This is a genomic window from Ligilactobacillus murinus, assembly GCF_003288115.1.
Lineage (GTDB): Bacteria > Bacillota > Bacilli > Lactobacillales > Lactobacillaceae > Ligilactobacillus > Ligilactobacillus murinus.
In genome coordinates this window covers 1,110,416-1,134,169 of sequence record NZ_CP023565.1, presented here as the reverse complement: position 1 = coordinate 1,134,169, position 23,754 = coordinate 1,110,416, and the positions used below count along the sequence as shown (strand labels likewise).

The following is a 23,754-nucleotide window of genomic DNA, read 5'->3' as shown; positions in this document are numbered from 1 at the left end:
AAAGGCATGTAGAAAAAGAACAGGTGAAAATTTATGTATGAATATATCATTGGGACGATAGTTAAAGTTACGCCGCGTTATATCGTAGTTGAGAGTGGTCAAATGGGGTATTTAGTATTTGTAGCTAATCCATTTCGCTATCAAGTCGATCTTGACCGTCAACAAAAGATCTATTTGCACCAAGCTGTTCGTGAGACCGAGATCATGCTTTATGGCTTTGTTGATGAAGCTGAAAAGCAACTTTTCTTGAAATTATTGAATGTTTCGGGGATCGGACCGAAAAGTGCGCTAGCGATCTTAGCCAGTGAAGACCATAGTGGTTTGATCAATGCGATCGAACAAGAAGATGATGGTTACCTGACTAATTTTCCTGGTATCGGTAAGAAAACGGCTAAGCAGATCATTTTAGACTTGAAGGGTAAGTTAAATGATCTAGATCAGACTAAGCTCGTCGGGCAACAAGGGATCGAATTGACCACGACTGAGCAGCCATATTTACAAGAGGCGGTCGAAGTCTTAAGTGCATTAGGTTATACGAAAACTGAGATCAAGCGAGTTGCTAAGAAGTTAGAAACGTACACTGGTGCTTCGACTGATGCTTATTTACGCCAGGGATTACGTTTGATCATGAAAAAATAAGTAGAAGGGACTGATTTGGATGGAAGATGAGCGTTTGATCTCAAATGCGGCTTTTGATCAAAATGATGTGCAAACAGAATTGAGTCTACGTCCGCAAAAACTAGCTCAATATATCGGTCAAGAAAAGATTAAGCAAAAAGTAGCGATCTATATCGAAGCTGCTAAAAATCGCCAAGAATCACTTGACCATGTCTTGCTCTATGGACCACCGGGTTTAGGTAAGACGACTTTGGCAACGATCATTGCTAATGAATTGGGAGTCAAGATCAAGACGACAACAGGACCAGCCATTGAACGTCCAGGTGATCTAGTGGCGCTATTAAATGAACTTGAACCAGGCGATGTGCTCTTTATCGATGAGATCCATCGAATGCCAAAGAGTATCGAAGAGATGCTTTATTCAGCGATGGAAGATTTTTATATAGATATCATCGTTGGACAAGATGCGACCGCTCATCCGGTCAGATTTCCGCTACCACCGTTTACTTTGATCGGAGCTACAACTAAAGCGGGCATGTTGTCGGCTCCTTTGCGTGCGCGTTTTGGGATCGTTGAGCATATGAACTACTACACTGATGCTGAACTAGCGCAGATCGTTACCCGTTCTGCCAGTGTTTTTTCAACGGCGATCAGCGAGCAAGGAGCCTTGGAGATCTCGCGCCGTTCGCGGGGGACTCCGCGTGTGGCCAATCGTTTATTAAAGCGCGTGCGTGATTTTGCGCAGGTAGCAGCCAAAGAACAGATCGACCTTGAGATCGTAAAATTTGCTTTGGAGATGCTGCATGTTGATGAGCGGGGCTTAGATGAGACCGATCACAAAGTTTTAAGAACAATGATCGAATTATACGGTGGTGGGCCAGTGGGTCTGAACACTTTGGCTGCCAATATCGGTGAAGATACTGAAACGATCGCCGATATGATCGAACCCTATCTCTTACAGATCGGGTTTATCAAGCGAACTGCTCGGGGACGTGTTGTGACCCCTTTGGCGTATGAGCATTTACGCCTACCATATACCAAAAATTAAAGAGGATGATTTTTTTGACAGAAGAACATTTAACGACCGAAGATTTTGATTATGAGCTACCCGAAGAATTGATCGCGCAAACACCTTTAGAACATCGCGACCAATCACGGATGCTAGTCTTAGATTCTAAAACAGGAAAATATCAAGATGACTATTTTTACAATGTGATCGACCGCTTAGAGCCTGGTGATGCCTTAGTCATGAATGATTCACGTGTTTTACCAGCCCGGATCTATGGTGTCAAACCAGATACTGGTGGACATTTAGAAGTGCTACTTTTAAATAACATCAAAGGTGATCAATGGGAGACTTTGATCAAACCAGCTAAACGGGCTAAAGTTGGGACTAAGATCAGCTTTGGCAACGGTGAATTAACGGCCGTTGTCAAAGAAGAGCTTGAACATGGTGGTCGGATCGTTGAATTTGAATACGATGGTATCTTCCTAGAGGTCTTAGAAAGCTTGGGGGAAATGCCATTACCACCATACATCAAGGAAAAATTGGACGATCCTGAAATGTATCAAACAGTTTATTCTAAAGAAGTCGGTTCTGCCGCTGCTCCTACAGCTGGACTCCACTTCACGGAAGAATTATTGGCTAAGATCGAAGCTAAAGGTGTCAAATTAGTCTACTTGACATTACATGTTGGTTTAGGAACTTTTAGACCAGTCAGTGTGGATAATATTGAAGAACACAAAATGCACAGTGAGTTTTACCGTTTGTCAGAAGAGGCGGCTAAAACATTAAATGAAGTTCGCCAAAATGGTGGTCGGATCGTAGCTACAGGAACGACCTCGATCCGGACGCTAGAAACGATCGGTAGCAAATTTAACGGTGAGATCAAGGCTGATAGCGGTTGGACCGATATCTTTATCAAGCCAGGTTATGAATGGAAAGTAGTCAATGCTTTCATCACTAATTTCCATTTGCCAAAATCAACATTAGTAATGTTAGTTTCAGCCTTTACAGGGCGTGAAAATATTTTGAATGCTTATCGCCACGCGGTTAAAGAAAAGTATCGCTTCTTTAGCTTTGGTGATGCAATGTTTATTTATTAAAGTAAGTATAATTTCCCTAGAAAGATAAAATGTGGGGGATAAGCTAAAAAAGAATCGAGAAAGGAAGTATATAATTCTTTCTAAATGGCATATGTGTATGCTATTCCACATTTTTATATCACAAATAGATGACTGAACCAGCAATTAAATATCGTTTGATCAAGAAAGAAAAGCATACTGGCGCGCGTTTAGGCGAGATCATCACGCCACATGGTACATTTCCAACGCCGATGTTTATGCCTGTTGGGACCCAAGCGACCGTGAAAGCTATGTCACCAGAGGAATTAAAAGCAATGGGGGCTGGGATCATTTTATCCAACACCTACCATTTGTGGTTACGCCCTGGTGAAGATCTAGTTAAAGAAGCCGGTGGTCTGCATAAATTTATGAACTGGGATCAAGGTATCTTGACTGATTCCGGTGGCTTTCAGGTCTTTTCACTAGCTGATATGCGTAATATCACAGAAGAAGGCGTTCATTTCAAGAGCCACTTGAATGGAGCCCCACTTTTCTTGTCGCCGGAAAAAGCGATCCAGATCGAAAATGCTTTGGGCTCAGATATCATGATGAGTTTTGATGAATGCCCACCATTTTACGAAAGTTATGATTACATCAAAAAATCAGTTGAACGGACGAGCCGTTGGGCAGAACGGGGCTTAAAGGCGCACCAAGATCCTGAAAAACAAGCTTTATTCGGGATCGTTCAAGGGGGCGGACACGAAGATCTACGTAAATTGAGTGCTCGTGACCTTGTTTCGTTAGATTTCCCAGGTTATTCGATCGGGGGACTATCAGTTGGTGAATCTAAAGCTGAAATGAATCGAGTTTTAGATTTTACGACACCATTACTTCCCGAAGATAAACCACGTTACTTGATGGGTGTCGGCTCTCCAGATGCTTTGATCGATGGGGTCTTACGTGGAGTTGATATGTTTGATTGCGTCTTGCCAACACGGATCGCACGCAATGGTACATGTATGACCTCACATGGACGTTTAGTCGTTAAAAATGCTAAATATGCGCGTGATTTTTCACCGATCGATGATAACTGTGATTGCTACACTTGCCGTAATTATACCCGGGCTTATGTGCGCCACTTGTTCAAAGCGGATGAAACATTTGGTTTACGTTTGACGAGTTATCATAACTTGTATTTCTTGCTCAATTTGATGAAGCAAGTTCGCCAAGCGATCATGGATGACAATTTACTCGAATTTAAAGAACATTTCTTTGAAGAGTATGGTTTGAATGTTAAAAATCCAAAAAACTTTTAGTTCTTAAGGCAAATACGCTAGTTTTTAATAGATTTTTTTGATACAGTTATAAGGAGCACATATACTAAGGAGGCAAATATTGTGAATTCTTCAATTTCAACAATTGTAATGTTTGTTGTTTTGTTCGGTTTGATGTATTTTATGATGATCAGACCCCAAAAGAAACAACAACAACAACATCAAGAAATGATGAACGCCTTGAAACCAGGCGATGAGATCGTAACTATCGGTGGTTTGCATGGGGTCGTAAGTGAAGTAAATGCAGATAAAAACATCGTAACGATCGATTGCGATGGGGTCTATCTTGACTTTACTCGTTCAGCTATCGCGCGTGTTTTAAAGAAAGCAGCTGAAACAACGGCAACAACCACAACAACTGAAGACAAAAATGACTCAGTTGTGGTAGATGAAACAAAAGAAGATAAATAATTTTGGGGATGTCTGTGTGACATCCTTTTTTAGTAGATTTTACTTGCGGGTTTTAGTAAAACGGAGTATTATGAAACAAACTAATTGATGCTTAAGCATCAGTGGGGAGGAATTTTAAATGAGAAAATTAGGTGTTATCGGAATTGGTAATGTTGGTGTAACTGTAGCTTATACGATCGTTTCTCAAGGGATCGCAGACGAACTTGTGATGATCGATACCAATGATAAAAAAGTCTTAGCTGAAAAGTTGGACTTTGAAGATGCAATGCCACGGATGCCATATCACACCGAGATCAAGATCCAAGATTATGCTGATCTAAAAGATGCCGATGTTGTGATCACTGCCTTTGGTGATATTCAAGCCAGTGTCAGAACCGGTAATCGTTTTGCAGAATTTGAGATCAACAGCAAAAATGCGGTCGAAGTAGGGCGTAAGTTAAAAGAAGCTGGTTTTAATGGGGTCTTGATCAATATTTCCAACCCATGTGATGCGATCACGACGATCTTGCAACAAGAAACTGGGTTACCACGCAACCGTGTCTTTGGAACTGGGACTTTCTTGGATACAGCACGAATGCAACATGTAGTGGGGGACTACTTACACCAAGATAGCCGTAATATCGATGGTTATGTTCTAGGGGAACATGGAAATTCCCAATTCAACGCTTGGTCGACTGTTCGGGCTAATAATAAACCGATCACGGAGATCTTGAGCCAAGCTGAGCTCGAGGCTTTAGATAGCAAACCATCTGAAGGAGCTTGGACAGTGGCAAGTGGCAAAGGTTATACTTCTTATGCGATCGCAACTTGTGGGGTGCGGTTAGCGCAAGCAGTCATGTCTAACGCTAAATTATTTGCTCCCGCTTCAGTATATGTTGAAGCTTTAGGAACATATATCGGTTATCCAGCGATCATTGGCGCTGAGGGAGCCGAAGAAGTAGTTGAGCTTAAATTAAATGCTAAAGAAGAAGAGCAGCTTGCACGCTCAGTCCAATATATCAAAGATCATGTAGCCCAACTTGGGAAGGACTAAACAAAGCGTGAGCCCGTGTAGATGATATAAGAAAACGTCAGGAAACATATCCTGGCGTTTTTTATTATCTAGCCTAAAAAAATAGGCACCTTGCCGTCGCAAAGTGTCTATCTAAAAATTAAACTGTTAATTTAAGGGTTCGAGTGTAAAATTGAGTTCTAGTGGTTTATCAGCTTTGAGCCAGTAAGCTTCATGAACTGGTGCCCCCCAAGAATCATCACCGCCGACACCCATTTGCTCAGCCATGAGACGTAACCAAGCAAAGCGCATTGGTGGTAGTTCATCTTGATGGAGCGCTTCTTCAAGCATCATTGTACTATATGGTAAAAGGCTAGCCGAAAACGCGTGTTTAGTAGCACTGATCTTTAGTCCAAGCTCTTTGTCAGCTGTAAGCACTAAAGTGCGGACATCACAGTGGTTTCCTGTCTCTTGTGGAACTAAATAGGAAGCAACACTGTCTTTAGCAGTCGTAGTAAATGTTCCTAAGCGTGCCCCAAGTTTACGGTCGAGATAATTTTCGGCTGGGCCACGACCATAGTAAGTCATGCTATCGTATTTGGCAGGTAACTTGAATTCAAGCCCAAATGTCGGCAGGGATGGTAAGTCTGGGTATCCTGGATATTTGGCACTTACATTGACTTTACCTGTTCCATCGACCAAATACGTAACTTGAACGGTGGCTTGCTTTGGTAATGGTAATTCATAGGTGTAACTTACTTCAACGGCGTGTTCTTTAGATGCTACTTGAAGATCAACGACTTTGGCAAATTTACCAGCACCTAACCACATTGCACGTTCAAAGCCATGACCACAACCACGATCATTATCGGTCATTGGACGCCAGAATAATAGTTGTGGTGTTCGCGTGATAAATTCTTGGCCACTGTATTTAAGTGAGACTAACCCACCTTTGTCTTTAGATAAGAGCACTTCGAAGTTTTTACCCGAGATCCCGATATTGACGTCTCCCATAGCGACTTTAGGTGTACCTTGAGCTTTAAATTCCGGTAAAGCGTAACGGCTCACAGTTTGCCCGAAATTGATCTCAAAGCCAGCTTTGGCCCAAGCTGTATCTTTAGCTAAATGTTGTTGGACTTCATAGATGACCTCACCAGTTTTAGGTAATGGAAGTTCAAGGTCAAAGTGCTTGCTTTCTTGAGGTAAGACGATCAATTGATAGTCTTTTTCGAAAACAACTTTGCCGTCTTGCAAGACACGGGCAGTAAAATAGCTGTCTGCACTATTAGTGAATAAGCCATCATTAGTCAATGTGACACCAGTTTCATCGGGCTCGATCTTAATGTCAGCGTATAGATGCTTGACTTCTTGGGCTTTAGGAGAGATCGTTCGGTCAGCAAAGACTAAACCATCGCCGCAGAATTCGTAATCACTTGGACGGTCGTTAAAATCGCCCCCATAAGCTAAACGCGTCGTATCACCTAATTTTTGATAGAGCGCTTGGTCAATGTAATCCCAAATAAAGCCACCTTGGTAGTGTGGGTATTTCTCAAGTTTAGTGTAGAGCTCTAAGCCACCGACTGAGTTCCCCATAGCATGCATGTATTCACATGAGATATATGGTTTCTTAGGCTCGTTTTGGAGATATTCTTCGATCTCATGTGGTTTAGCGTACATTCGACTTTCGATATCTGTAATGTAGTCAAATTCGCGATTCCAAGTCACACCTTCATAATGAACGACACGGGTCGGATCTTTGTGACGTAAATAATCACCCATTGCTGCAATATCTGTTCCAGCATAAGATTCATTACCTAACGACCAGATGAGGACACTTGGATGATTTTTATCACGTTCAAACATGCTGTTAGCGCGATCGATACAGGTCGGTTCCCATTCTGGTAGGTTACCAGGGATGTTCCATGATGGTTCACAGGCACCGAGTTTTTGCCAAGAACCGTGGGATTCAAGATTAGCTTCATCGATCAAGTAGATCCCATATTCATCACATAAGCGATACCAAAGCGTTTGGTTAGGGTAGTGAGATGTGCGTACGGCGTTGATGTTATGGCGTTTCATAAATTTAATATCCCATAACATATCTTCTTTGGTGATCGCGCGGCCGAGTTTAGGATCAAATTCGTGGCGGTTGACCCCTTTAAAGATGATACGTTTACCATTTAATAGCATCAGACCATCTTTGATCTCAAACCGTCTAAAGCCGACTTTTTCTGGAACAAATTCGACAACAGCGCCATCTTTATCTTCTAAAGTCAATTCAAGTGTATATAAATTTGGAAGTTCAGCACTCCATGGCGCTACTTGACTTAATTCTTGGCTTAGATCGATCATTTGATTCAAAGGTACTTTGGTTTCAAAGACAACACGCTTATCAGGGTCTAAGAGACGCGCATGTAAAAAGTTATCAGTAGTTTGACCAGTCACCGTTGCTTTTAATTCAAAGATGCCAGTTTCATAGTCAGACGCTAGGTTTGCGGTAACGTGGATATCAGCTAGGTGAGCTTTAGGTAAAGCATACAAGAAGACATCACGGAAGATCCCGTTCAAGCGCCAGAAATCTTGGTCTTCGATCCAGCTAGCACTACTGTACTTAAAGACTTCAACGGCTAAATGGTTTTGCCCTTCGACTAAATATGGCGTTAGATCAAAGTCACTTGGAGTAAAGGAATCTTCGCTGTATCCGATAAAATGACCGTTTAACCAAACATAAAAGGCCGTAGCGACGCCTTGAAATGAAATATGAACGGGCTTGTCTTTTAGCGCGTGATCTAATTCAAAGGTCTTGATATAAGAAGCAATTTTATTTTTCTTAGGTAGTTTAGGGGGCCGGAGTTCTTCGTGACCGTCCCAAGGATACTGAGTATTAACATATTTATGCTCGTCAAATCCTTGTGTTTGTAAATGACCAGGAACTTGAATGTAGTCAAAACGGCCAAAATCAAAATCGGGTCTGATAAAATCAAGTTTTTGACTAGCGATATCAGGTTCGAGATGGACGCGCCAAGTTCCATTTAGACTTTGTTTTAGTGAATTTTTACCTGTTTTAGCACTGTAGAATTCGTGGTCGGAATGAGCGGCCAAACGATTTACGGCAAAAACAGTTGGGTCTTCAAGCCAAGATAATTTAGGTTTTGTTACATGCATCAGTAGGCTTCCTCCTTGGATAGATAGTAATTTTTAAATTTTTGCTACATCTCTATCGTAAACGATTACATTTAGATATTCAAGTTATATTTAGTAAAAATATTACTTTTTGAGGAAAATTAAATTACTAAAAAATTTGTTAAGTTATAAAATGAATCCAGTAGCAAAAGTCAAGCGATACGACTCTAAATACAAAATTAAGTAATTTTTAGTAAATAATCCTTGATTTGTCTTTTGAAAGCGGTTAAGATTAGAGTTGTAAAAGAAATAGTAATTATAGTTAGGAGAATTGTGATGGAAACAAAAGAACGCCCTGTAAGTAAATTTACTTCACGTTTATCATATACTTTTGGCGCTTTTGGTAATGACGTATTTTATGCTGCTCTATCAAGTTATTTGATCATGTTCATTACCTCCCACCTTTTTAATACAGGTGATAAAGCAACTAATAACCGTTTGATCAGTTATGTGACTTTGATCATCATGATCTTACGGATCGTTGAATTGTTGATCGATCCTTTTATCGGAAATGCGATCGATCGAACAAAAACACGTTGGGGACATTTTCGTCCTTGGGTCGTAGTCGGTGGGACGATCAGTTCGGTCGCACTTTTGATCTTATTTACTAACATGGGTGGCTTGAATAAGTCAAATCCTTGGTTATATCTCTTTATCTTTGCCGTATTGTATATCACGATGGATATCTTCTATTCCTTTAAAGATATTGGTTTTTGGTCGATGCTACCGGCGCTTTCCTTTGATTCACGGGAACGTGAAAAGATCGCAACGTTAGCCCGTATCGGTTCAACGATCGGTGGTTCTTTAGTCGGGGTCGTTGTAATGCCATTGGTGTTATTCTTCTCACTTCAAAGTAATGGTGGGACTGGTGATGATCGTGGTTGGTTCTGGTTTGCCTTTATTGTTTGTGCTACCGCCTTTCTTAGTGCGTTGGCCGTTGGTTTTGGGACCCGCGAAGTTGAAAATGATCTCCGGAAAAACGAAGAAGATACAGCTGGTATCGGCGCTGTCTTAAAGATGTTAGTCAAAAATGACCAGTTGTTATGGGTAGCGATCGCTTATCTTTTCTATGGTATCGGGGTCAACTTGGTAAATGCGCTTGAATTGTACTACTTCACGTATATCATGGGCTTTTCTAAGGGCTTTTCGATCCTTTCATTTATCAATATGAGCGTTGGGCTTTTCTCGGTAGCTTTCTTCCCATTCTTAGCTAAGAAGTTTAGCCGTAAGCCATTATTTATCGGATGTTTGACGATGATGTTGATCGGTCTAGCAGTCTTTTCAGTTGCCGGAAGCAATTTAGCCTTAGTTTTGTTTGCCGCTGAATTATTCTTTATCCCACAACCAGTTGTTTTCTTGATCGTTTTGATGATCATCACTGACTCAGTTGAATATGGTCAATGGAAATTAGGTCACCGTGATGAATCATTAGCCTTATCCGTTCGGCCGTTAGTCGATAAATTCGGTGGTGCTATCTCCAACGGTGTTGTTGGTCAGATCGCTGTTTTAGCTGGGATGACTACCGGTGCAACTGCTTCTTCTATCACAGCAAGTGATCGATTTACCTTTAAGATCATGATGTTTGCGATCCCAGCCGTTATGATGTTGATCGGGATGTTTATCTTTGCTAAGAAGATCACTTTGACTGAAGAACGTCACGCACAGATCGTGGCTGAGTTGGAAAAAACTTGGGGTGATCAATTTAGCAATGAAAGTAGTGAGGCTGGTGTCCTGATCAAAGACGATGAATTGACAGCCATGGTACCTGTAGCAGGTAAAGTGGTAGCTTTAGATGATGTCTCTGATCTAACCTTTGCTTCAGGTAAGATGGGAGCTGGAGTTGCGATCGTCCCTAGTGATGGTAAAGTTTATGCTCCGTTTGATGGGGTCGTAAAGACGGTCTTTGTCACCCGCCATGCGATCGGCTTAGTTTCTGACAACGGTATCCCAGCTTTGATCCATGTTGGGATCGGGACTGTTAAGATGAAAGGGACTGGTTTTGTCACATATGTCAATGAAGGTCAACATGTGACAAAGGGTGAACAGATCATGGAATTTTGGGATCCAGCGATCAAGAAGGCTGGTTTAGATGACACGGTGATGTTTACATTTGCCAACTCAGATCTCTTTGAAAAATTTGATGTTGAAGTCAAGCCTGGGGCAAAAGTAAGTCATACCGATGTTGCAGTTAAGATCGAAAAATAGTTCCACTAAAAACCTCGCTGGTAACTACCGGCGAGGTTTTTTATGAGCGATCGGTAAACTATTTTAGTTGAAAAAAATTTAAATTTCGGCTACAATACAGGAAATTATACCAACGAAAAGAGGGCGCTTAGATGAACTATCAAGAACAAGATCCACAATTATGGGCAGCTATTGCAGCAGAAAAGAGACGCCAACAAGGAAACATCGAGTTGATCGCTTCAGAAAATATCGTTTCTGAAGGAGTCTTAGCAGCGCAAGGAAGTGTTTTGACCAACAAATATGCAGAAGGTTATCCTGGGAAACGTTATTATGGTGGTTGTGAATACATCGACGTTGTAGAAGATCTGGCGCTCGACCATGCCAAAGAACTTTTTGGAGCTAAATATGCTAATGTTCAACCGCACTCCGGTTCCCAAGCTAATGCAGCTGCCTACCGTTCCTTGATCGCACCGGGGGATACGGTCTTAGGGATGGATCTTGCTAGTGGTGGTCACTTAACGCATGGTTCGCCAGTCAACTTTAGTGGTCAAACATATAATTTTGTCAGCTACGGTGTTGATAAGAAAACAGAACGCCTAGACTATGATGCGATCTTAGCTTTAGCCAAAGAAATCAAGCCTAAGTTGATCGTAGCGGGTGCCAGTGCGTATCCACGTGAGATCGATTTTGAGCGTTTTGGTCAAATCGCTAAAGAAGTCGGAGCTTACTTGATGGTCGATATGGCGCATATCGCAGGTTTAGTTGCAGCAGGTAAACACCAAAATCCAGTGCCATATGCGGATATCGTGACGACGACGACACATAAAACTTTACGTGGGCCACGGGGAGGCTTGATCTTGACTAATGACGAACAATTAGCTAAAAAGATCAATAGTGCTGTTTTCCCTGGATTACAAGGTGGTCCGTTAGAACATGTTATCGCAGGTAAAGCAGTTGCATTTGGTGAGGCGTTGCGCCCCGAATTTAATGATTACGCTACCCAAGTTGTCAAGAATGCTCAAGCTATGGCAGAAGTATTTGCACAAAATGACAAAGCTCGGCTGATCTCTGGGGGGACGGATAATCATCTATTATTAGTTGATGTTTTAGGTTTTGGATTGAATGGCAAAGAAGCTGAACAATTGCTCGATAGTGTTTCTTTGACTGTCAACAAGAACTCGATCCCATTTGAAACACTCAGTCCCTTTAAAACAAGCGGTATTCGTTTAGGTACTCCTGCGATCACAAGTCGTGGCTTTGATGAAACTGATGCTAAAAAAGTAGCTGAGTTGATCTTAGCGGTACTTGGATCAAAAGGTGAAGCTAAAATTTTAGCTGATGTCAAAACTAAAGTAGCGCAATTGACAGCCGCTCATCCGATCTATGAATAGGAAGTAATGTTAAAAAAGACCATAAACGTTGCGATGAAGTGAACCCATAAAGTTGGACACTCTATTTAGACTATATTTCTTAAGGCAAGATGTCGGTATTCTACCGGTGTCTTGCCTTTTAGTTTGACCTTTATCCGTTCGTTATTGTAATAGCTGATCCAGCTGATCATTGCGTTGACCAACTCTTCTTGTGTTGTATATTCTTTATTGTGATATAGCTCTACTTTCATTGTGTGGAAAAAACTTTCCATGGGTGCATTATCTAAGCACGTTGCCCTACGAGACATGCTTTGAAAGATCCTATTTTCTTTTAGCTTCTTTCGCCATTGGACACTCTGATATTGGACACCTTGATCGCTATGGAGAGTCATACGATAGTTTAATTTAGGTCTAAGTTTTATCAATGCATCCAACGGTTTTACCACGAAGGCTGTTGTTGGATGCTTACTGATACTATAGCTCACTATTTCATCTGTACATAAATCTTTGATAGGTGAAAGATAGACACGTTCTTCTTGTGTCTTATTTCCATACCTAAATTCACTTACGTCGGTCACCATTTTTTGAAATGGTAAATGTGTATCAAAACGTCGATGTAATAAATTCTTAGCTTTCTTACCTTGTGGTCCAAGGGCAGAATTATATTTTCGCCTTTGTTTATTATACATATGCGCTGATAGATCATTTTCTCGCATGATGCGACTAACACGCTTATGATTTACTTTTATGCCTTGAGATCGTAATTTCAGTGTTACTGTACGATAACCAAAACACGGGTGCTTTGATTTGACCTCCTTTATAAGCTTTAATAGCTCCTCATCTTTATTTTTTCGCCTGTTTATTCGTTGGGCTTGATAGTAAAATGTACTACGTTTAAGACTAGTGTAAGGTAGTATTTCATCCAATGTATATTTAAATTTTTGCCTTAGTTCTTGGATGATTTGATATTTTTCTTGCGATGTCCGCGCTTCTGAACCAAGGCATCGAGTTTTTTTAAGTATTCATTTTCAACCCGTAAAGCACGATTCTCAGCTCGTAAACGTTCTAATTCAGATAATTCTGATTTTTCTGCTTGTTTATTATTGTTGGTCGTCATGTGTTTAGCCCGTCCTCTTCTAGTAAATAAGGCATCAACACCTTTAGTATCCAATTTACGTTGCCAAGTCGCGATCGTCCCAGGATTACTTATATCAAACTGAAGTGCTGTTTCCGGATAGGAAGCCTTATGTCTTTTTCTCCAGTTTAAAACATTGAGCTTAAAATTTCCATCGTAATCGTATTTAGGGTAGCGAACTTTTAACCCATCAATACCATATTTTTGATATCGTTTGACCCACATAAGGATATTTGAGTGATTCTTCACTTTATAAACTTTAGCTACTGTGTTACTTCCATAGCCTCTTAGATACATATTTACAGCCCGCAACTTATCCTCAAAAGAAAATTTAGTCATAGTAAAACCCCCTAAGTTAGATTCCTTTGTCCAACTTAGGGGGTTCACTTCACGACGTTTATGGTCTTTTTTGATGTGGACTAATTTAAGCTACTGTCACGTTTGATCAGTTTAGTTCCCAAGGTCACCATTTCGGGTGTTTCTTGCTCTTGTTCGGCTAAGGTGCTAAGTAGAGTCACCGCTGAACGCCCCATTTGTTCAGTGAAGACTTTGATACTGCTAAGCGCAGGGAAAGCAAATTTTGCTAAAGATGTATCATTAAATGAGATCAAACTGACACGCTCGGGCACTGAAATATTATTTTCTTGTAGTGCGCGCAAAGCTCCGACGGCGATCGCATCATTAGCGATGAAAAAGGCTTGGGGTAGATCGTCGCCTAACTCTTTGATCGCTTGTTCCATCATTTGATAACCTGATTCAGGTGAAAATTTTCCGATGTAAACATAGCGCGGATCGTAAAGTTTTAGATCGCTCAAATAGTTTTTAAATGACCTGAAACGTGGATCGATCAAGGAATCAGTTTGATCGGCGGTCTTTTCTTCACCAGCTAAAAGTCCGATCTTGGTTTGATCTTGGCTCAAAAAGTGGTCTAAAGCCATTTTAACGGCACCATCAAAGTCAGAAATGACACAATTGTAGCCCAAATTCAAAGTATTGCTATCGACAAATACTAAATTTGAGTTTAAAGAAGCAATATCGTGACTTTCTTGGCGACTGTACTTGCCGATCGCGATCACACCATTAGCTTGGGTCGCTTTCTCCAAAGGATCATTATGAAAGATCCGCGTGATCTCATAGCCGAGCTTATGCGCTTGTTTTTCGATCCCTAAACGAATCGCGTAGTAATAAAGATCGTGGACTTCTTCTTGTTCGGTGTACCATTGAATGATCGCTAAACGTTTTTCCAAAGGTCGATCTTTTATCTGCTTTTTATTTTGAGTGTGCTTGACGTAATTTAGTTCTTCAGCAATTTTAAATATCCTGTTTCGAGTATCAGGACTGACAGACATTGTTTCGTCATAATTTAAAACGCGTGAGACTGTAGCAGCAGAAACGCCTGCTTTAGTTGCGATATCTTTGATCGTAGCCATATTTTCCTCCATTCATGATCGTTACGTATAAGTATATGTAATCTAGTATAGCATAAGCTTAGTAAAAAAACGCCTACAAGTTGAATATAGTTTAGTAAAGGTCAGAATGAGCTCTTTTAAGAATGGGAAAATAAATGAAATCGTTTTTACTAAAAATTAAGTAAAAACAGTTGCTAAATTCCGAAATTGTCTCTATAATTATAACTGTAAATAAAACGCTTGCATAAATGAAGAGAGGTAATGGAAATGGAAAAAACAGAATTAAAACAACGCTTTGAAGAGATCTTTGGTCGGCCCTCAGAAGCAGAGTTCTTCTCACCTGGTCGGATCAATTTAATCGGTGAACATACTGATTATAATGGGGGTCATGTTTTTCCGTGTGCGATCACTTTAGGGACTTATGGTGCTGCTGCTAAACGTGATGATCAAACATTGCGTTTTTATTCAGAAAACTTTGCTGATGAAGGGATCATTGAAGTTCCATTAGCTGACCTACATTTTGACAAGGCCGACAAATGGACGAATTATCCTAAAGGCATGATCCATTTCTTAAAAGAAGCTGGACATAAGATCGACACAGGGATGGATGTCTATGTCAATGGTAATATCCCTAATGGTTCTGGTCTATCATCATCAGCTTCATTGGAATTGTTGATGGGTGTCATTTTGCAACATTTATTTGATCTCGACCTTGAACGCCTCGACCTAGTAAAGATCGGGATGAAGACTGAAAATGACTTTATCGGTGTAAATTCAGGGATCATGGATCAATTTGCTGTAGGAATGGGACAAGAAAACAAGGCGATCTTGTTAGATACCAACACATTGAAGTATGATCTTGTCCCATTAGATCTAAAAGATAACGTGATCGTGATCATGAATACAAATAAACGCCGCGAATTAGCTGATTCCAAGTACAATGAACGGCGCAGTGAATGTGAGACTGCTTTAGAAGAGTTGAACACCAAATTAGCTGCCAAGAGCTTGGGTGCTTTGGATGAGCAAACCTTTGATGAGTATAGTTATTTGATCGCTGATGAAGCTCGTTTGAAACGGGCACGGCATGCAGTTTGGGAAAATCAAAGAACTTTACAAGCACGTGAAGCCTTACAAGCAGAAGATCTTGAAAAATTCGGGCGTTTAGTAAATGCCTCACATGTTTCATTGGAACATGATTATGAAGTAACGGGTAAGGAATTGGATACTCTAGCTCATACAGCTTGGCAACAACCAGGTGTTTTAGGTGCCCGGATGACAGGGGCTGGTTTTGGCGGTTGTGGGATCGCGCTTGTAAATAAAGCTGACGTTGAAGCCTTTAAAGAAAATGTTGGTAAAGTTTACGAAGAAAAGATCGGCTATGCACCAGCATTTTATATTGCTGAGATCGCAGATGGAACAAAGAAATTGTAAAAAAATGGGGGCATAAGAGATGAAAGCAGATGTAGTGGCACGCTTTGTAGATAGCGTTATTGCTAATAGTGATTATACACAAATGGATAAACCTTACCTGTATAATCGAGTTTTAGCGCTAGTCGGTGAAGAGGGGCTTAAACAAGAAGTTGAAACGACTGACTTGATCGCATTAAAAGATGAATTGTTAACGATCGCGGCTAAAAATGGTAAAGTAGGCGAAACGCAAAATGAGTATGATAATTTAGGCGCTGAGTTGATGAATTTTATCATGCCAGCCCCAAGTGTTTTGAACCAGCGTTTCTGGCAAACATACGAAACAGATAAAAACAAGGCGATCGCAGATTTCTATGCATTAAGCAAACAAAATGATTATATCAAGACTAAAGCGATCGCTAAAAATATTGCCTACAGTGTGCCAACACAATATGGTGACATCGAGATCACGATCAATTTATCTAAACCAGAAAAAGATCCTAAAGCGATCGCAGCTGCTAAAAAGATGAAGCAAACCGGTTATCCTAAGTGCCAATTATGTATTGAAAATGAAGGTTATCAAGGACGGCTCGACTATCCAGCACGTGCTGATCACCGGATCATTCGCTTTGATCTAGGTAACAAGACATGGGGCTTTCAATATTCACCTTATGCATATTTTAATGAACATTGTATCTTCTTAGATGGTAAACATGAGCCAATGGCGATCACAGCCAAGACATTTAGCCAATTATTAGCGATCGTGGAGCGCTTCCCAGGCTACTTTGCTGGAAGCAATGCTGATCTACCGATCGTTGGTGGTTCGATCTTGACACATGAACACTACCAAGGTGGTAACCATGAATTTGCGATGCAAAAAGCACCGATCGAAAAAAACTTACACTTTGCTGGCTTTTCTGATGTTGAAGCTGGGATCGTTAAATGGCCAATGTCTGTCATCAGATTACGGGCTAAAGATCAAGCTCGTTTAGTCGAACTAGCAAGTAAGATCTTGGATAAATGGCGAGCTTATTCGGATGAAAGTGTAGATGTTTTAGCGAGCTCTAATGGCGAATCACACCACACGATCACGCCGATCGCCCGCAGATCAGGCGCTGAATTTGAGCTAGATCTAGTCTTACGGGATAATCAAACTTCAGCCAAATATCCAGATGGTATTTTTCATCCCCATCAAGATGTACAGCATATCAAAAAAGAAAACATTGGTCTGATCGAAGTAATGGGCTTAGCGATCTTACCACCACGTTTAAAAGACGAGCTGACTGAAGTTGAAAAATACTTACTGGGAAAGCCAAACCAAATGGCTGACTATCATGCCAAGTGGGCTGAAAAGATCAAGGCTGAGCATCCAGAGGTAAGTGAACAAAATGTTGATAATTTGGTCAAAGCTCAAGTGGGTAAAGTCTTTGCGCGTGTTTTAGAGGATGCAGGAGTCTTTAAACGCGACCAAAAGGGGCAAGAAGCATTTGTGAGATTTGCTGAATTTGTAGGCTTAGAGGGGTAATTTAATTTAGAAAGTAGAGAGTGTATCGATGAACAAGTTGATTGAATTTGATGAAAAAAATAAAGTTTTTCATTTGCATAATGATAAGATCTCATACATTTTATCAGTAGAAGAAGGTGGCTATTTAAGTCACTTATACTTTGGGAAAAAAGTGAATGGGTATCACGGGCAGTTGCGCTATCCCCGAGTAGATCGGGGCTTTTCAGGGAATTTACCTGAGAGTCTAGACCGGACATATTCACTTGACTCGTTATTACAAGAGTACAGTGGTGTTGGTAATTGTGATTATCGCACACCGGCTTTGGATCTCCAAAATGCGGATGGTTCATTTGCAGCCCGTTTAGTCTATCAAGGCTATGAGATCACAGAGGGCAAACCTAAACTTGAAGGCTTACCAGCTGCCTACGCTAACGCTGATGAAGCTCAGACCCTAGCGCTCTTTCTTAAAGATGCGATCAGTGGTGTTGAAGTGACCTTATTGTATACGATCTTTAAAGAATTAGCGATCATAGCCCGTTCAGCTAAGGTGACTAATGCTGGCTTTGAACCGGTAGAACTAAAAAAAGTCGCTTCTATGCAACTTGACTTTATCAAACAAAATATGGATGTTATCTCTTTACCTGGTGCTCATGCTAATGAACGCCATATCCAACGTGAAGCGATCGGACAAGGCCGCAAAGTCTTTGAGAGCCGTCGGGGAGCTTCAAGTCACCAAATGAATAGTTTTATCGCGGTATTAGAGCATAATGCAGACGAATTTTCGGGTGAAGTTTATGGCTTTGACCTAGTGTATTCAGGTAACCACAGTTTTGAGATCGAGAAAGATCAATTCGAGCAAACACGTGTGGTCGCTGGGATCAACGATTATAACTTTAGCTGGCACTTAGAAGCTGGGGAAAGTTTCCAAGCACCGGAAGTTTTGCTAGCTTTCTCAGCTAATGGTTTAAATGAGATGAGTCAAAATTATCATGAATTGATCAGAGAACATATCGTACGCGGTAAATTCAAGCACAAAGAACGCGAGATCCTTGTGAACAACTGGGAAGCAACGTATTTTGAATTCAACGAAGATAAGTTAAAGACGATCGTTGATGATGCTAAGGAACTAGGGATCGAAATGTTTGTCTTAGATGATGGCTGGTTTGGTCATCGAGATGATGATAATACGTCGTTAGGTGATTGGACTGTTTATGAACGTAAATTCCCTCAAGGTATCAAGCATTTTGCTGATTATGTCCATGAACAAGGGTTAAAGTTTGGACTTTGGTTCGAACCTGAAATGATCTCTATCGATTCAAAACTTTATCAAAAACATCCTGAATATTTGATGCAAGTTCCTGGAAGAAAGCCAAGTCCTTCGCGAAATCAATTTATCTTGGATCTGACCCAAAAGGCAGTACGTGAAAACGTAGTAGCTCAACTGAGTGCCTTATTAGATGGTGGTTTCATCGACTACATCAAGTGGGATATGAACCGCCATATCTCAGATGTTTATTCAGTATCCTTGCCAAAACAACGCCAAGGCGAAGTCTACCACCGTTATATGCTAGGACTTTACGAGATCTTAGAGACATTGACGACTAAATACCCAGATATCTTATGGGAAGGTTGTTCAGGTGGTGGTGGTCGTTTTGACACTGGTTATGCTTATTACATGCCACAATCATGGACAAGTGATAATACTGATGCGATCGCACGTCAAACGATCCAATATGGTACTTCATTAGTTTATCCACCATCTGTCTTCACCGCACATGTTTCGGCAGTACCTAACCATCAGACGGGACGGATCACACCATTTGAAACTCGTGGAGCAGTAGCGATGAGTGCCGTCTTTGGCTATGAGCTTGATCTGACTCAATTGACAGCTGATGAAAAAGAAGCGGTCAAAGAGCAAGTCAAGACCTATAAGAAGATCCGGCCATTAGTTCAATTTGGTGACTTTATTCGCTTGAAAGATCCAGCTAAGGGCGATCAATGCGCTTGGATGTTTGTTTCCAGAGATAAAAATGAAGCTTTGGTTTTTGTATTTGACCGTTTAGCTTCTGCACAACCAACTTTGACTTTGACTAAATTAGCTGGTCTAGATCCAGCCAAAAATTATCAAGATCAAAAGACTAAGGCGGTCTTTAGTGGAAGCGAATTGATGGAATTAGGGTTCTATGATCCTGTTAAACGGCATGATTTCACGGCGGATATGTACCACTTTAAAGCCGTAACAGACTAATAATACCTCTTTTAAAGGCAAACTCTACCATGTGAGTTTGCCTTTTTAGCTTGAAGAATAATCTTAGTATATGGTATCTTATCCGATGAACAGGCATAAGAAAGGAAGGTCGTGAATGAAAAGAAAGTTTTGGTGGCCGATATTACTATTGGTAGTCCTGATTTTTGGAGGGTGGTTGATCGTTTCACAAAGTTTACGTGATAATGCAAGCCAGCAGTATGAAAAGACTAAAGTGCCAACTTTATTTTTGCACGGTTACGGTAGTAGTCATCGGGCAGAAGAGCATATGACTCAGGCGATCGTTAAAGCAGGAGTTACACAAAATGTGATCCGGGCAACGGTCTCTAAGGATGGAACAGTCAAATTACAAGGGGCACTACCTCAAAGTGCATATAATCCGCTCGTCGAAGTGGAATTTGAAGATAACAAAAACGCCAATTATCGGCAAAATGGTGTCTGGCTCAAAAATGTTTTGGTCAAACTCCAAAAAACGTATGGCTTTAAGAAATTTAATGCTGTTGCTCATTCGATGGGAAACCTAACTTTAGCCTATTACATGCTAGATAATGGTCAGAATAAAAAATTGCCCCAATTGCAAAAGCAAGTCGATCTTGCAGGGCATTATAATGGGATCATTGGTCTAGATGATCAAGCTCATCAAATGCAGTTAGAAGAAAATGGTGCCCCCAAACAGATGAATGCAACTTATCAAGAGCTATTGAAACTAGACGACAGTTACCCTAAAAAGCAGGTCGCGGTATTAAATATTTATGGTGATCTAGATGATGGTTCTGATTCTGATGGACGAGTAAGTAATAATTCTTCACGGTCAGAGAAATATCTTTTGCAAGATGTCTACCGCAGTTATCAAGAACTTGAGATCAAGGGTGAAGGTGGACAACACAGTAAGTTGCATGAAAATCGTCAAGTTGACCGGGCAATTATTAATTTTATTTGGAAAAAATAGTTTATAAAGAGATATTTGTCGAAAAAGTGAGTAGCAAATATCTCTTTTTATTATATTTTGATTAGAGTTTTGAATAACAAAATAAACGGCGAGCGAACGAATCACTAAATAGCAGAATTTTGAGTGCTAATAAATGGCGGATCATTGGACAAAAGATGCGAGCGTGCATTAGATATTTTGAAGTTATTAACTATTTTTCGGTTTTTTAGATAAACGTAAATTATTTTAAATGTTGTTCGATGTAAAAGCGTTTTTTAGCAGTTTGACACTCAAAGCTAAATATAATAACATTCGACTATTGAATATTTTGGTATTCGAAATAATTTGAAAGAGGTGGCGTGTTTGAAAAAGTTAATGGATGCTCAAGCGGTAATGGAGTTGATCCCTAACCGCTATCCGATCTGTTACATTGATTATGTTGAAGACTTGGTTTTAGGTGAGAAGATCACCGCTGTGAAAAATGTGACGATCAATGAATCATTTTTTCAGGGTCACTTTCCAAAAAATCCGGTCATGCCAGGTGTCTTGATCATTGAGGCCTTAGTGCAGGCTGCTTCGATCATGATCTTAAAAGATCCTAACTTTTTAGGTAAGACCGCCTATTTAGGCGCGATCCATAATGCCCGTTTTCGTCAAGTAGTTCGTTCAGCAGATGTCTTACAACTGGAAGTAACGATGGATAAACAAAAAGAAAACATGGGGATCGTCAAAGCTAAAGCCCTCGTTGAAGGGAAAAAAGTCTGCACGGCTGAGCTGATGTTTATCGGTGGTCAGTCTAAGGATAAAATTTGATGGTATTAAGTACTTTTTTCTGGTATTATTTTGATAACCAAACAATATGGTAATCAAAATATTCAAGGTGGGGAACTTATGGATAAAAGAAGTAGGTACATCAATGACGCCTTGGTCAAGATCTATAGTGATATTCTTTGGATCGAGGAAAAAGAACTTAAAAAGAGCCGTTTCAATGATTTAACGATCAAGGAGATGCATGCGATCAGTGCTATCTCAATGTATAACCATAAAACTGCTTCTGAAGTTGCTAAAGAACTTCATTTAACACCAGGTTCGTTAACTGCAACTGTTGATCGTCTCGTCAAAAAGGGCTATGTTGAGCGGATCAGAAGTAGTGATGATCGTCGAGTCATTCGCTTAGGTTTGACTAAAAAGGGACGCGTGATGTTTCGCGCCCATGATGCTTTTCACCATAAAATGGTCGAAGGGTTTCTCAAGGATATAACGCCGGCTGAGTTACAAGTGGTCGAAAAAGCGATCCGAAATTTAGAGGCGTTCTTAGCCGAGCATTCTTAAATCAAAAGACGGAAGTGGCGTAATGGACAAATTGAAAATTGTTGCAAGTGCGAGTTATGTAGCGCCAACCAAGCCGTGAAACAAGCTCAAATCACCTCTGAAAATACCGCTGCTAAAGATCTTGGCGTTATTTTTAGTTCAGGGATCGGGGACTTGACGACGATCCAAGAACAAGTGATCAAGATGCATGAAAAAGGTCCTAAAAGAGTCTCACCGATGTTTGTTCTAACCGCGATCGTCAATATGGCAGCTGATAATATCACTTTGCGGATCGGGGCGAAAAATATTTGTACTTCAGCCGTAACAGCGTGTGCTTCAGGGACCAATGCGATCGGGGAAGCTTACCGTCAGATCAAAGAAGGTAGGGCCAAGGTAATGGTCGCTGGTGGGGCAGAAGCTTCAGTCAATGCTCATGGGACGGCAACTAAAGCAAATGATGCAGCTGAAGCCAAAGCGATCAATTTAGTTTTTGGTGAAGATAGTCGAGTTTTAGTCGGAAGTACCAAGGCGATGACTGGGCATTTATTAGGTGCTGCTGGGGCGATCGAAGCCATTGCGGTAGTTGCTAGCTTACAAAAAGGGCGATTACCTGTTAATATAGGTATGACAGAACAAGATAAAGAGTGTAAAGTTAATGTAGTAACACAGGCTAAAGCCCACCCTGAAAAACTTGAATATGCTCTGAGCAATTCATTAGGTTTTGGGGGCCATAATGCAGTTTTAGCTTTTAGAAAATGGAGTTGAACGACTTGGACTTTAATGATATTGAAAGATTAATGGATGATTTTAAAAAGTCAGAAATACGTGAGTTAGAGATCACGACTGATGGCTTTCATATCCACTTGAGTAAAAATGAGACCCCATTTTTACCAGTACGTGAAAAAGCTGAACAACCAGCGATCACAGCGGTTGAAGAAGATCTGCCATCGGCACCAAAAGATATTAAGGTTGAAGGAAAGTTCATCAAATCGCCGATGGTCGGTAGTGTTTATCTACAACCTAAACCAGATCAAGAACCTTATGTAACAGTGGGTTCACATGTGCATAAAGGTGATGTGGTCTGCATCATTGAGGCGATGAAGATGATGACTGAGATCAAAAGTGATCAAGAAGGCATTGTGACAGAAGTCTTGGTCGAAAATGAAGATCTAGTTGAATTTGATCAACCGCTGTTTAAAGTAGTGCGAGGTTAGATGATGAAGTTAAGTAGTGCAGAGATCAAAAAGATCTTGCCCCATCGTTACCCGTTGTTGATCGATCGGATCGAAGAATTAGAACCAGGAAAGTCAGCGCGGGCGCTTCGCTGTGTGACAGAGCATGAAGCTTTGTTTACGGGGCAAGGATCGGCTGTTTTACCAGAAACTTTGATCATTGGATCTTTAGCGCAGACAGGGGCCTGTGCGTTGCTGATGTTACTAGAATTTGTTGGTAAGACGGCTTATTTTGGCGGGATCAAAGCAGCAGAATTTATGTGTCCTGTGTACCCAAGGGATGTGTTAGAACTTGAGGTAAAACTTGAAAAGATCAAGAGCAGTATCGGCAGTGGTAAAGCGACCGCCAAAGTGGCTGGTCAAGTAGTTTGCCTAGCTGAATTGGCTTTTATGATCGGATAAAAGAG

20 protein-coding genes and 1 pseudogene are annotated in these 23,754 nt (G+C 40.8%); 17 read left to right on the top strand and 4 right to left on the bottom strand.

The window, feature by feature from the left end; genetic code table 11:
- Positions 1-33: 33 nt before the first annotated feature.
- The 6 genes from ruvA (at position 34) to CPS94_RS05640 (ending at position 5,460) form a co-directional block, all read left to right on the top strand.
- A complete protein-coding gene (ruvA, locus tag CPS94_RS05665) occupies positions 34-639 on the top strand; it encodes a Holliday junction branch migration protein RuvA (protein WP_004048414.1) in 606 nt (201 codons plus the stop codon).
- A 19-nt stretch (positions 640-658) separates the two neighbouring features.
- Entirely contained in the window at positions 659-1,666 is a 1,008-nt protein-coding gene (ruvB, locus tag CPS94_RS05660) for a Holliday junction branch migration DNA helicase RuvB (RefSeq protein ID WP_004048413.1), read from the top strand.
- 14 nt (positions 1,667-1,680) lie between these two features.
- Positions 1,681-2,724: a tRNA preQ1(34) S-adenosylmethionine ribosyltransferase-isomerase QueA gene (gene queA / locus CPS94_RS05655; RefSeq protein WP_004048412.1), complete on the top strand. Its 1,044-nt coding sequence runs from the start codon at positions 1,681-1,683 to the stop codon at positions 2,722-2,724.
- 128 nt (positions 2,725-2,852) lie between these two features.
- The gene (gene tgt, locus CPS94_RS05650; RefSeq protein ID WP_004048410.1) at positions 2,853-3,998 is read left to right on the top strand and encodes a tRNA guanosine(34) transglycosylase Tgt; all 1,146 of its coding nucleotides are present in this window, start codon (positions 2,853-2,855) and stop codon (positions 3,996-3,998) included.
- Between the two features lie 81 nt (positions 3,999-4,079).
- Positions 4,080-4,427: a preprotein translocase subunit YajC gene (gene yajC / locus CPS94_RS05645; protein WP_004048408.1), complete on the top strand. Its 348-nt coding sequence runs from the start codon at positions 4,080-4,082 to the stop codon at positions 4,425-4,427.
- Positions 4,428-4,545: 118 nt separating this feature from the next.
- Positions 4,546-5,460, top strand: a complete 915-nt coding sequence (locus CPS94_RS05640) for an L-lactate dehydrogenase (RefSeq protein WP_004048407.1) — start codon at positions 4,546-4,548, stop codon at positions 5,458-5,460.
- A gap of 126 nt (positions 5,461-5,586) precedes the next feature.
- On the opposite strand, the gene CPS94_RS05635 is transcribed toward CPS94_RS05640, so the two are convergent.
- Complete coding sequence (locus tag CPS94_RS05635; RefSeq protein ID WP_004048405.1) at positions 5,587-8,583, bottom strand: glycoside hydrolase family 2 TIM barrel-domain containing protein; 2,997 nt, start codon at positions 8,581-8,583, stop codon at positions 5,587-5,589.
- Between the two features lie 294 nt (positions 8,584-8,877).
- Here CPS94_RS05635 and CPS94_RS05630 point away from each other — a divergent pair, with 294 nt between their 5' ends.
- Together CPS94_RS05630 and glyA are read left to right on the top strand one after the other, a co-directional pair.
- Positions 8,878-10,806: a glycoside-pentoside-hexuronide (GPH):cation symporter gene (locus CPS94_RS05630; RefSeq protein ID WP_112286406.1), complete on the top strand. Its 1,929-nt coding sequence runs from the start codon at positions 8,878-8,880 to the stop codon at positions 10,804-10,806.
- 131 nt (positions 10,807-10,937) lie between these two features.
- Positions 10,938-12,176 carry a serine hydroxymethyltransferase gene (glyA, locus tag CPS94_RS05625; protein WP_112286405.1) on the top strand — a complete coding sequence of 413 codons (1,239 nt, stop codon included), beginning with the start codon at positions 10,938-10,940 and terminating at the stop codon, positions 12,174-12,176.
- Between the two features lie 65 nt (positions 12,177-12,241).
- Here the strand turns inward: glyA and CPS94_RS05620 are convergent, their stop codons facing one another.
- The 3 genes from CPS94_RS05620 to CPS94_RS05610 all read right to left on the bottom strand — a co-directional run bounded on the left by CPS94_RS05620 (position 12,242) and on the right by CPS94_RS05610 (position 14,720).
- Positions 12,242-13,117, bottom strand: coding sequence for an IS3 family transposase (locus tag CPS94_RS05620; protein WP_039936016.1), 876 nt, complete (start codon positions 13,115-13,117; stop codon positions 12,242-12,244).
- Positions 13,102-13,629, bottom strand: coding sequence for a helix-turn-helix domain-containing protein (locus tag CPS94_RS05615; protein ID WP_004047940.1), 528 nt, complete (start codon positions 13,627-13,629; stop codon positions 13,102-13,104). The genes CPS94_RS05620 and CPS94_RS05615 overlap by 16 nt, the downstream gene beginning before the upstream one ends.
- A gap of 80 nt (positions 13,630-13,709) precedes the next feature.
- A complete protein-coding gene (locus CPS94_RS05610) occupies positions 13,710-14,720 on the bottom strand; it encodes a LacI family DNA-binding transcriptional regulator (RefSeq protein ID WP_004048396.1) in 1,011 nt (336 codons plus the stop codon).
- Positions 14,721-14,966: 246 nt separating this feature from the next.
- Between CPS94_RS05610 and CPS94_RS05605 the strand changes: the two genes are divergently transcribed.
- The 9 genes and pseudogenes from CPS94_RS05605 (at position 14,967) to CPS94_RS05565 (ending at position 23,749) form a co-directional block, all read left to right on the top strand.
- The gene (locus CPS94_RS05605; protein ID WP_004048395.1) at positions 14,967-16,130 is read left to right on the top strand and encodes a galactokinase; all 1,164 of its coding nucleotides are present in this window, start codon (positions 14,967-14,969) and stop codon (positions 16,128-16,130) included.
- Between the two features lie 19 nt (positions 16,131-16,149).
- Positions 16,150-17,631: a UDP-glucose--hexose-1-phosphate uridylyltransferase gene (gene galT / locus CPS94_RS05600; protein WP_004048393.1), complete on the top strand. Its 1,482-nt coding sequence runs from the start codon at positions 16,150-16,152 to the stop codon at positions 17,629-17,631.
- Between the two features lie 28 nt (positions 17,632-17,659).
- Positions 17,660-19,858 (top strand): alpha-galactosidase, encoded by a 2,199-nt coding sequence (locus CPS94_RS05595; protein WP_004048391.1) that lies wholly within the window; start codon positions 17,660-17,662, stop codon positions 19,856-19,858.
- A gap of 115 nt (positions 19,859-19,973) precedes the next feature.
- On the top strand, positions 19,974-20,825 hold the full coding sequence (locus CPS94_RS05590; protein ID WP_004048389.1) for an alpha/beta hydrolase: 852 nt from the start codon (positions 19,974-19,976) through the stop codon (positions 20,823-20,825).
- A 354-nt stretch (positions 20,826-21,179) separates the two neighbouring features.
- On the top strand, positions 21,180-21,617 hold the full coding sequence (gene fabZ / locus CPS94_RS05585; protein ID WP_039936149.1) for a 3-hydroxyacyl-ACP dehydratase FabZ: 438 nt from the start codon (positions 21,180-21,182) through the stop codon (positions 21,615-21,617).
- A gap of 78 nt (positions 21,618-21,695) precedes the next feature.
- Positions 21,696-22,136, top strand: coding sequence for a MarR family winged helix-turn-helix transcriptional regulator (locus CPS94_RS05580; protein ID WP_004049306.1), 441 nt, complete (start codon positions 21,696-21,698; stop codon positions 22,134-22,136).
- A 60-nt stretch (positions 22,137-22,196) separates the two neighbouring features.
- Positions 22,197-22,880 (top strand): annotated as a pseudogene (locus CPS94_RS05575) (beta-ketoacyl synthase N-terminal-like domain-containing protein); the annotation flags it as partial.
- Between the two features lie 5 nt (positions 22,881-22,885).
- Positions 22,886-23,329, top strand: a complete 444-nt coding sequence (gene accB, locus CPS94_RS05570; RefSeq protein WP_004049302.1) for an acetyl-CoA carboxylase biotin carboxyl carrier protein — start codon at positions 22,886-22,888, stop codon at positions 23,327-23,329.
- The gene (locus tag CPS94_RS05565; RefSeq protein ID WP_039936123.1) at positions 23,330-23,749 is read left to right on the top strand and encodes a hotdog family protein; all 420 of its coding nucleotides are present in this window, start codon (positions 23,330-23,332) and stop codon (positions 23,747-23,749) included.
- Positions 23,750-23,754 lie beyond the last annotated feature (5 nt).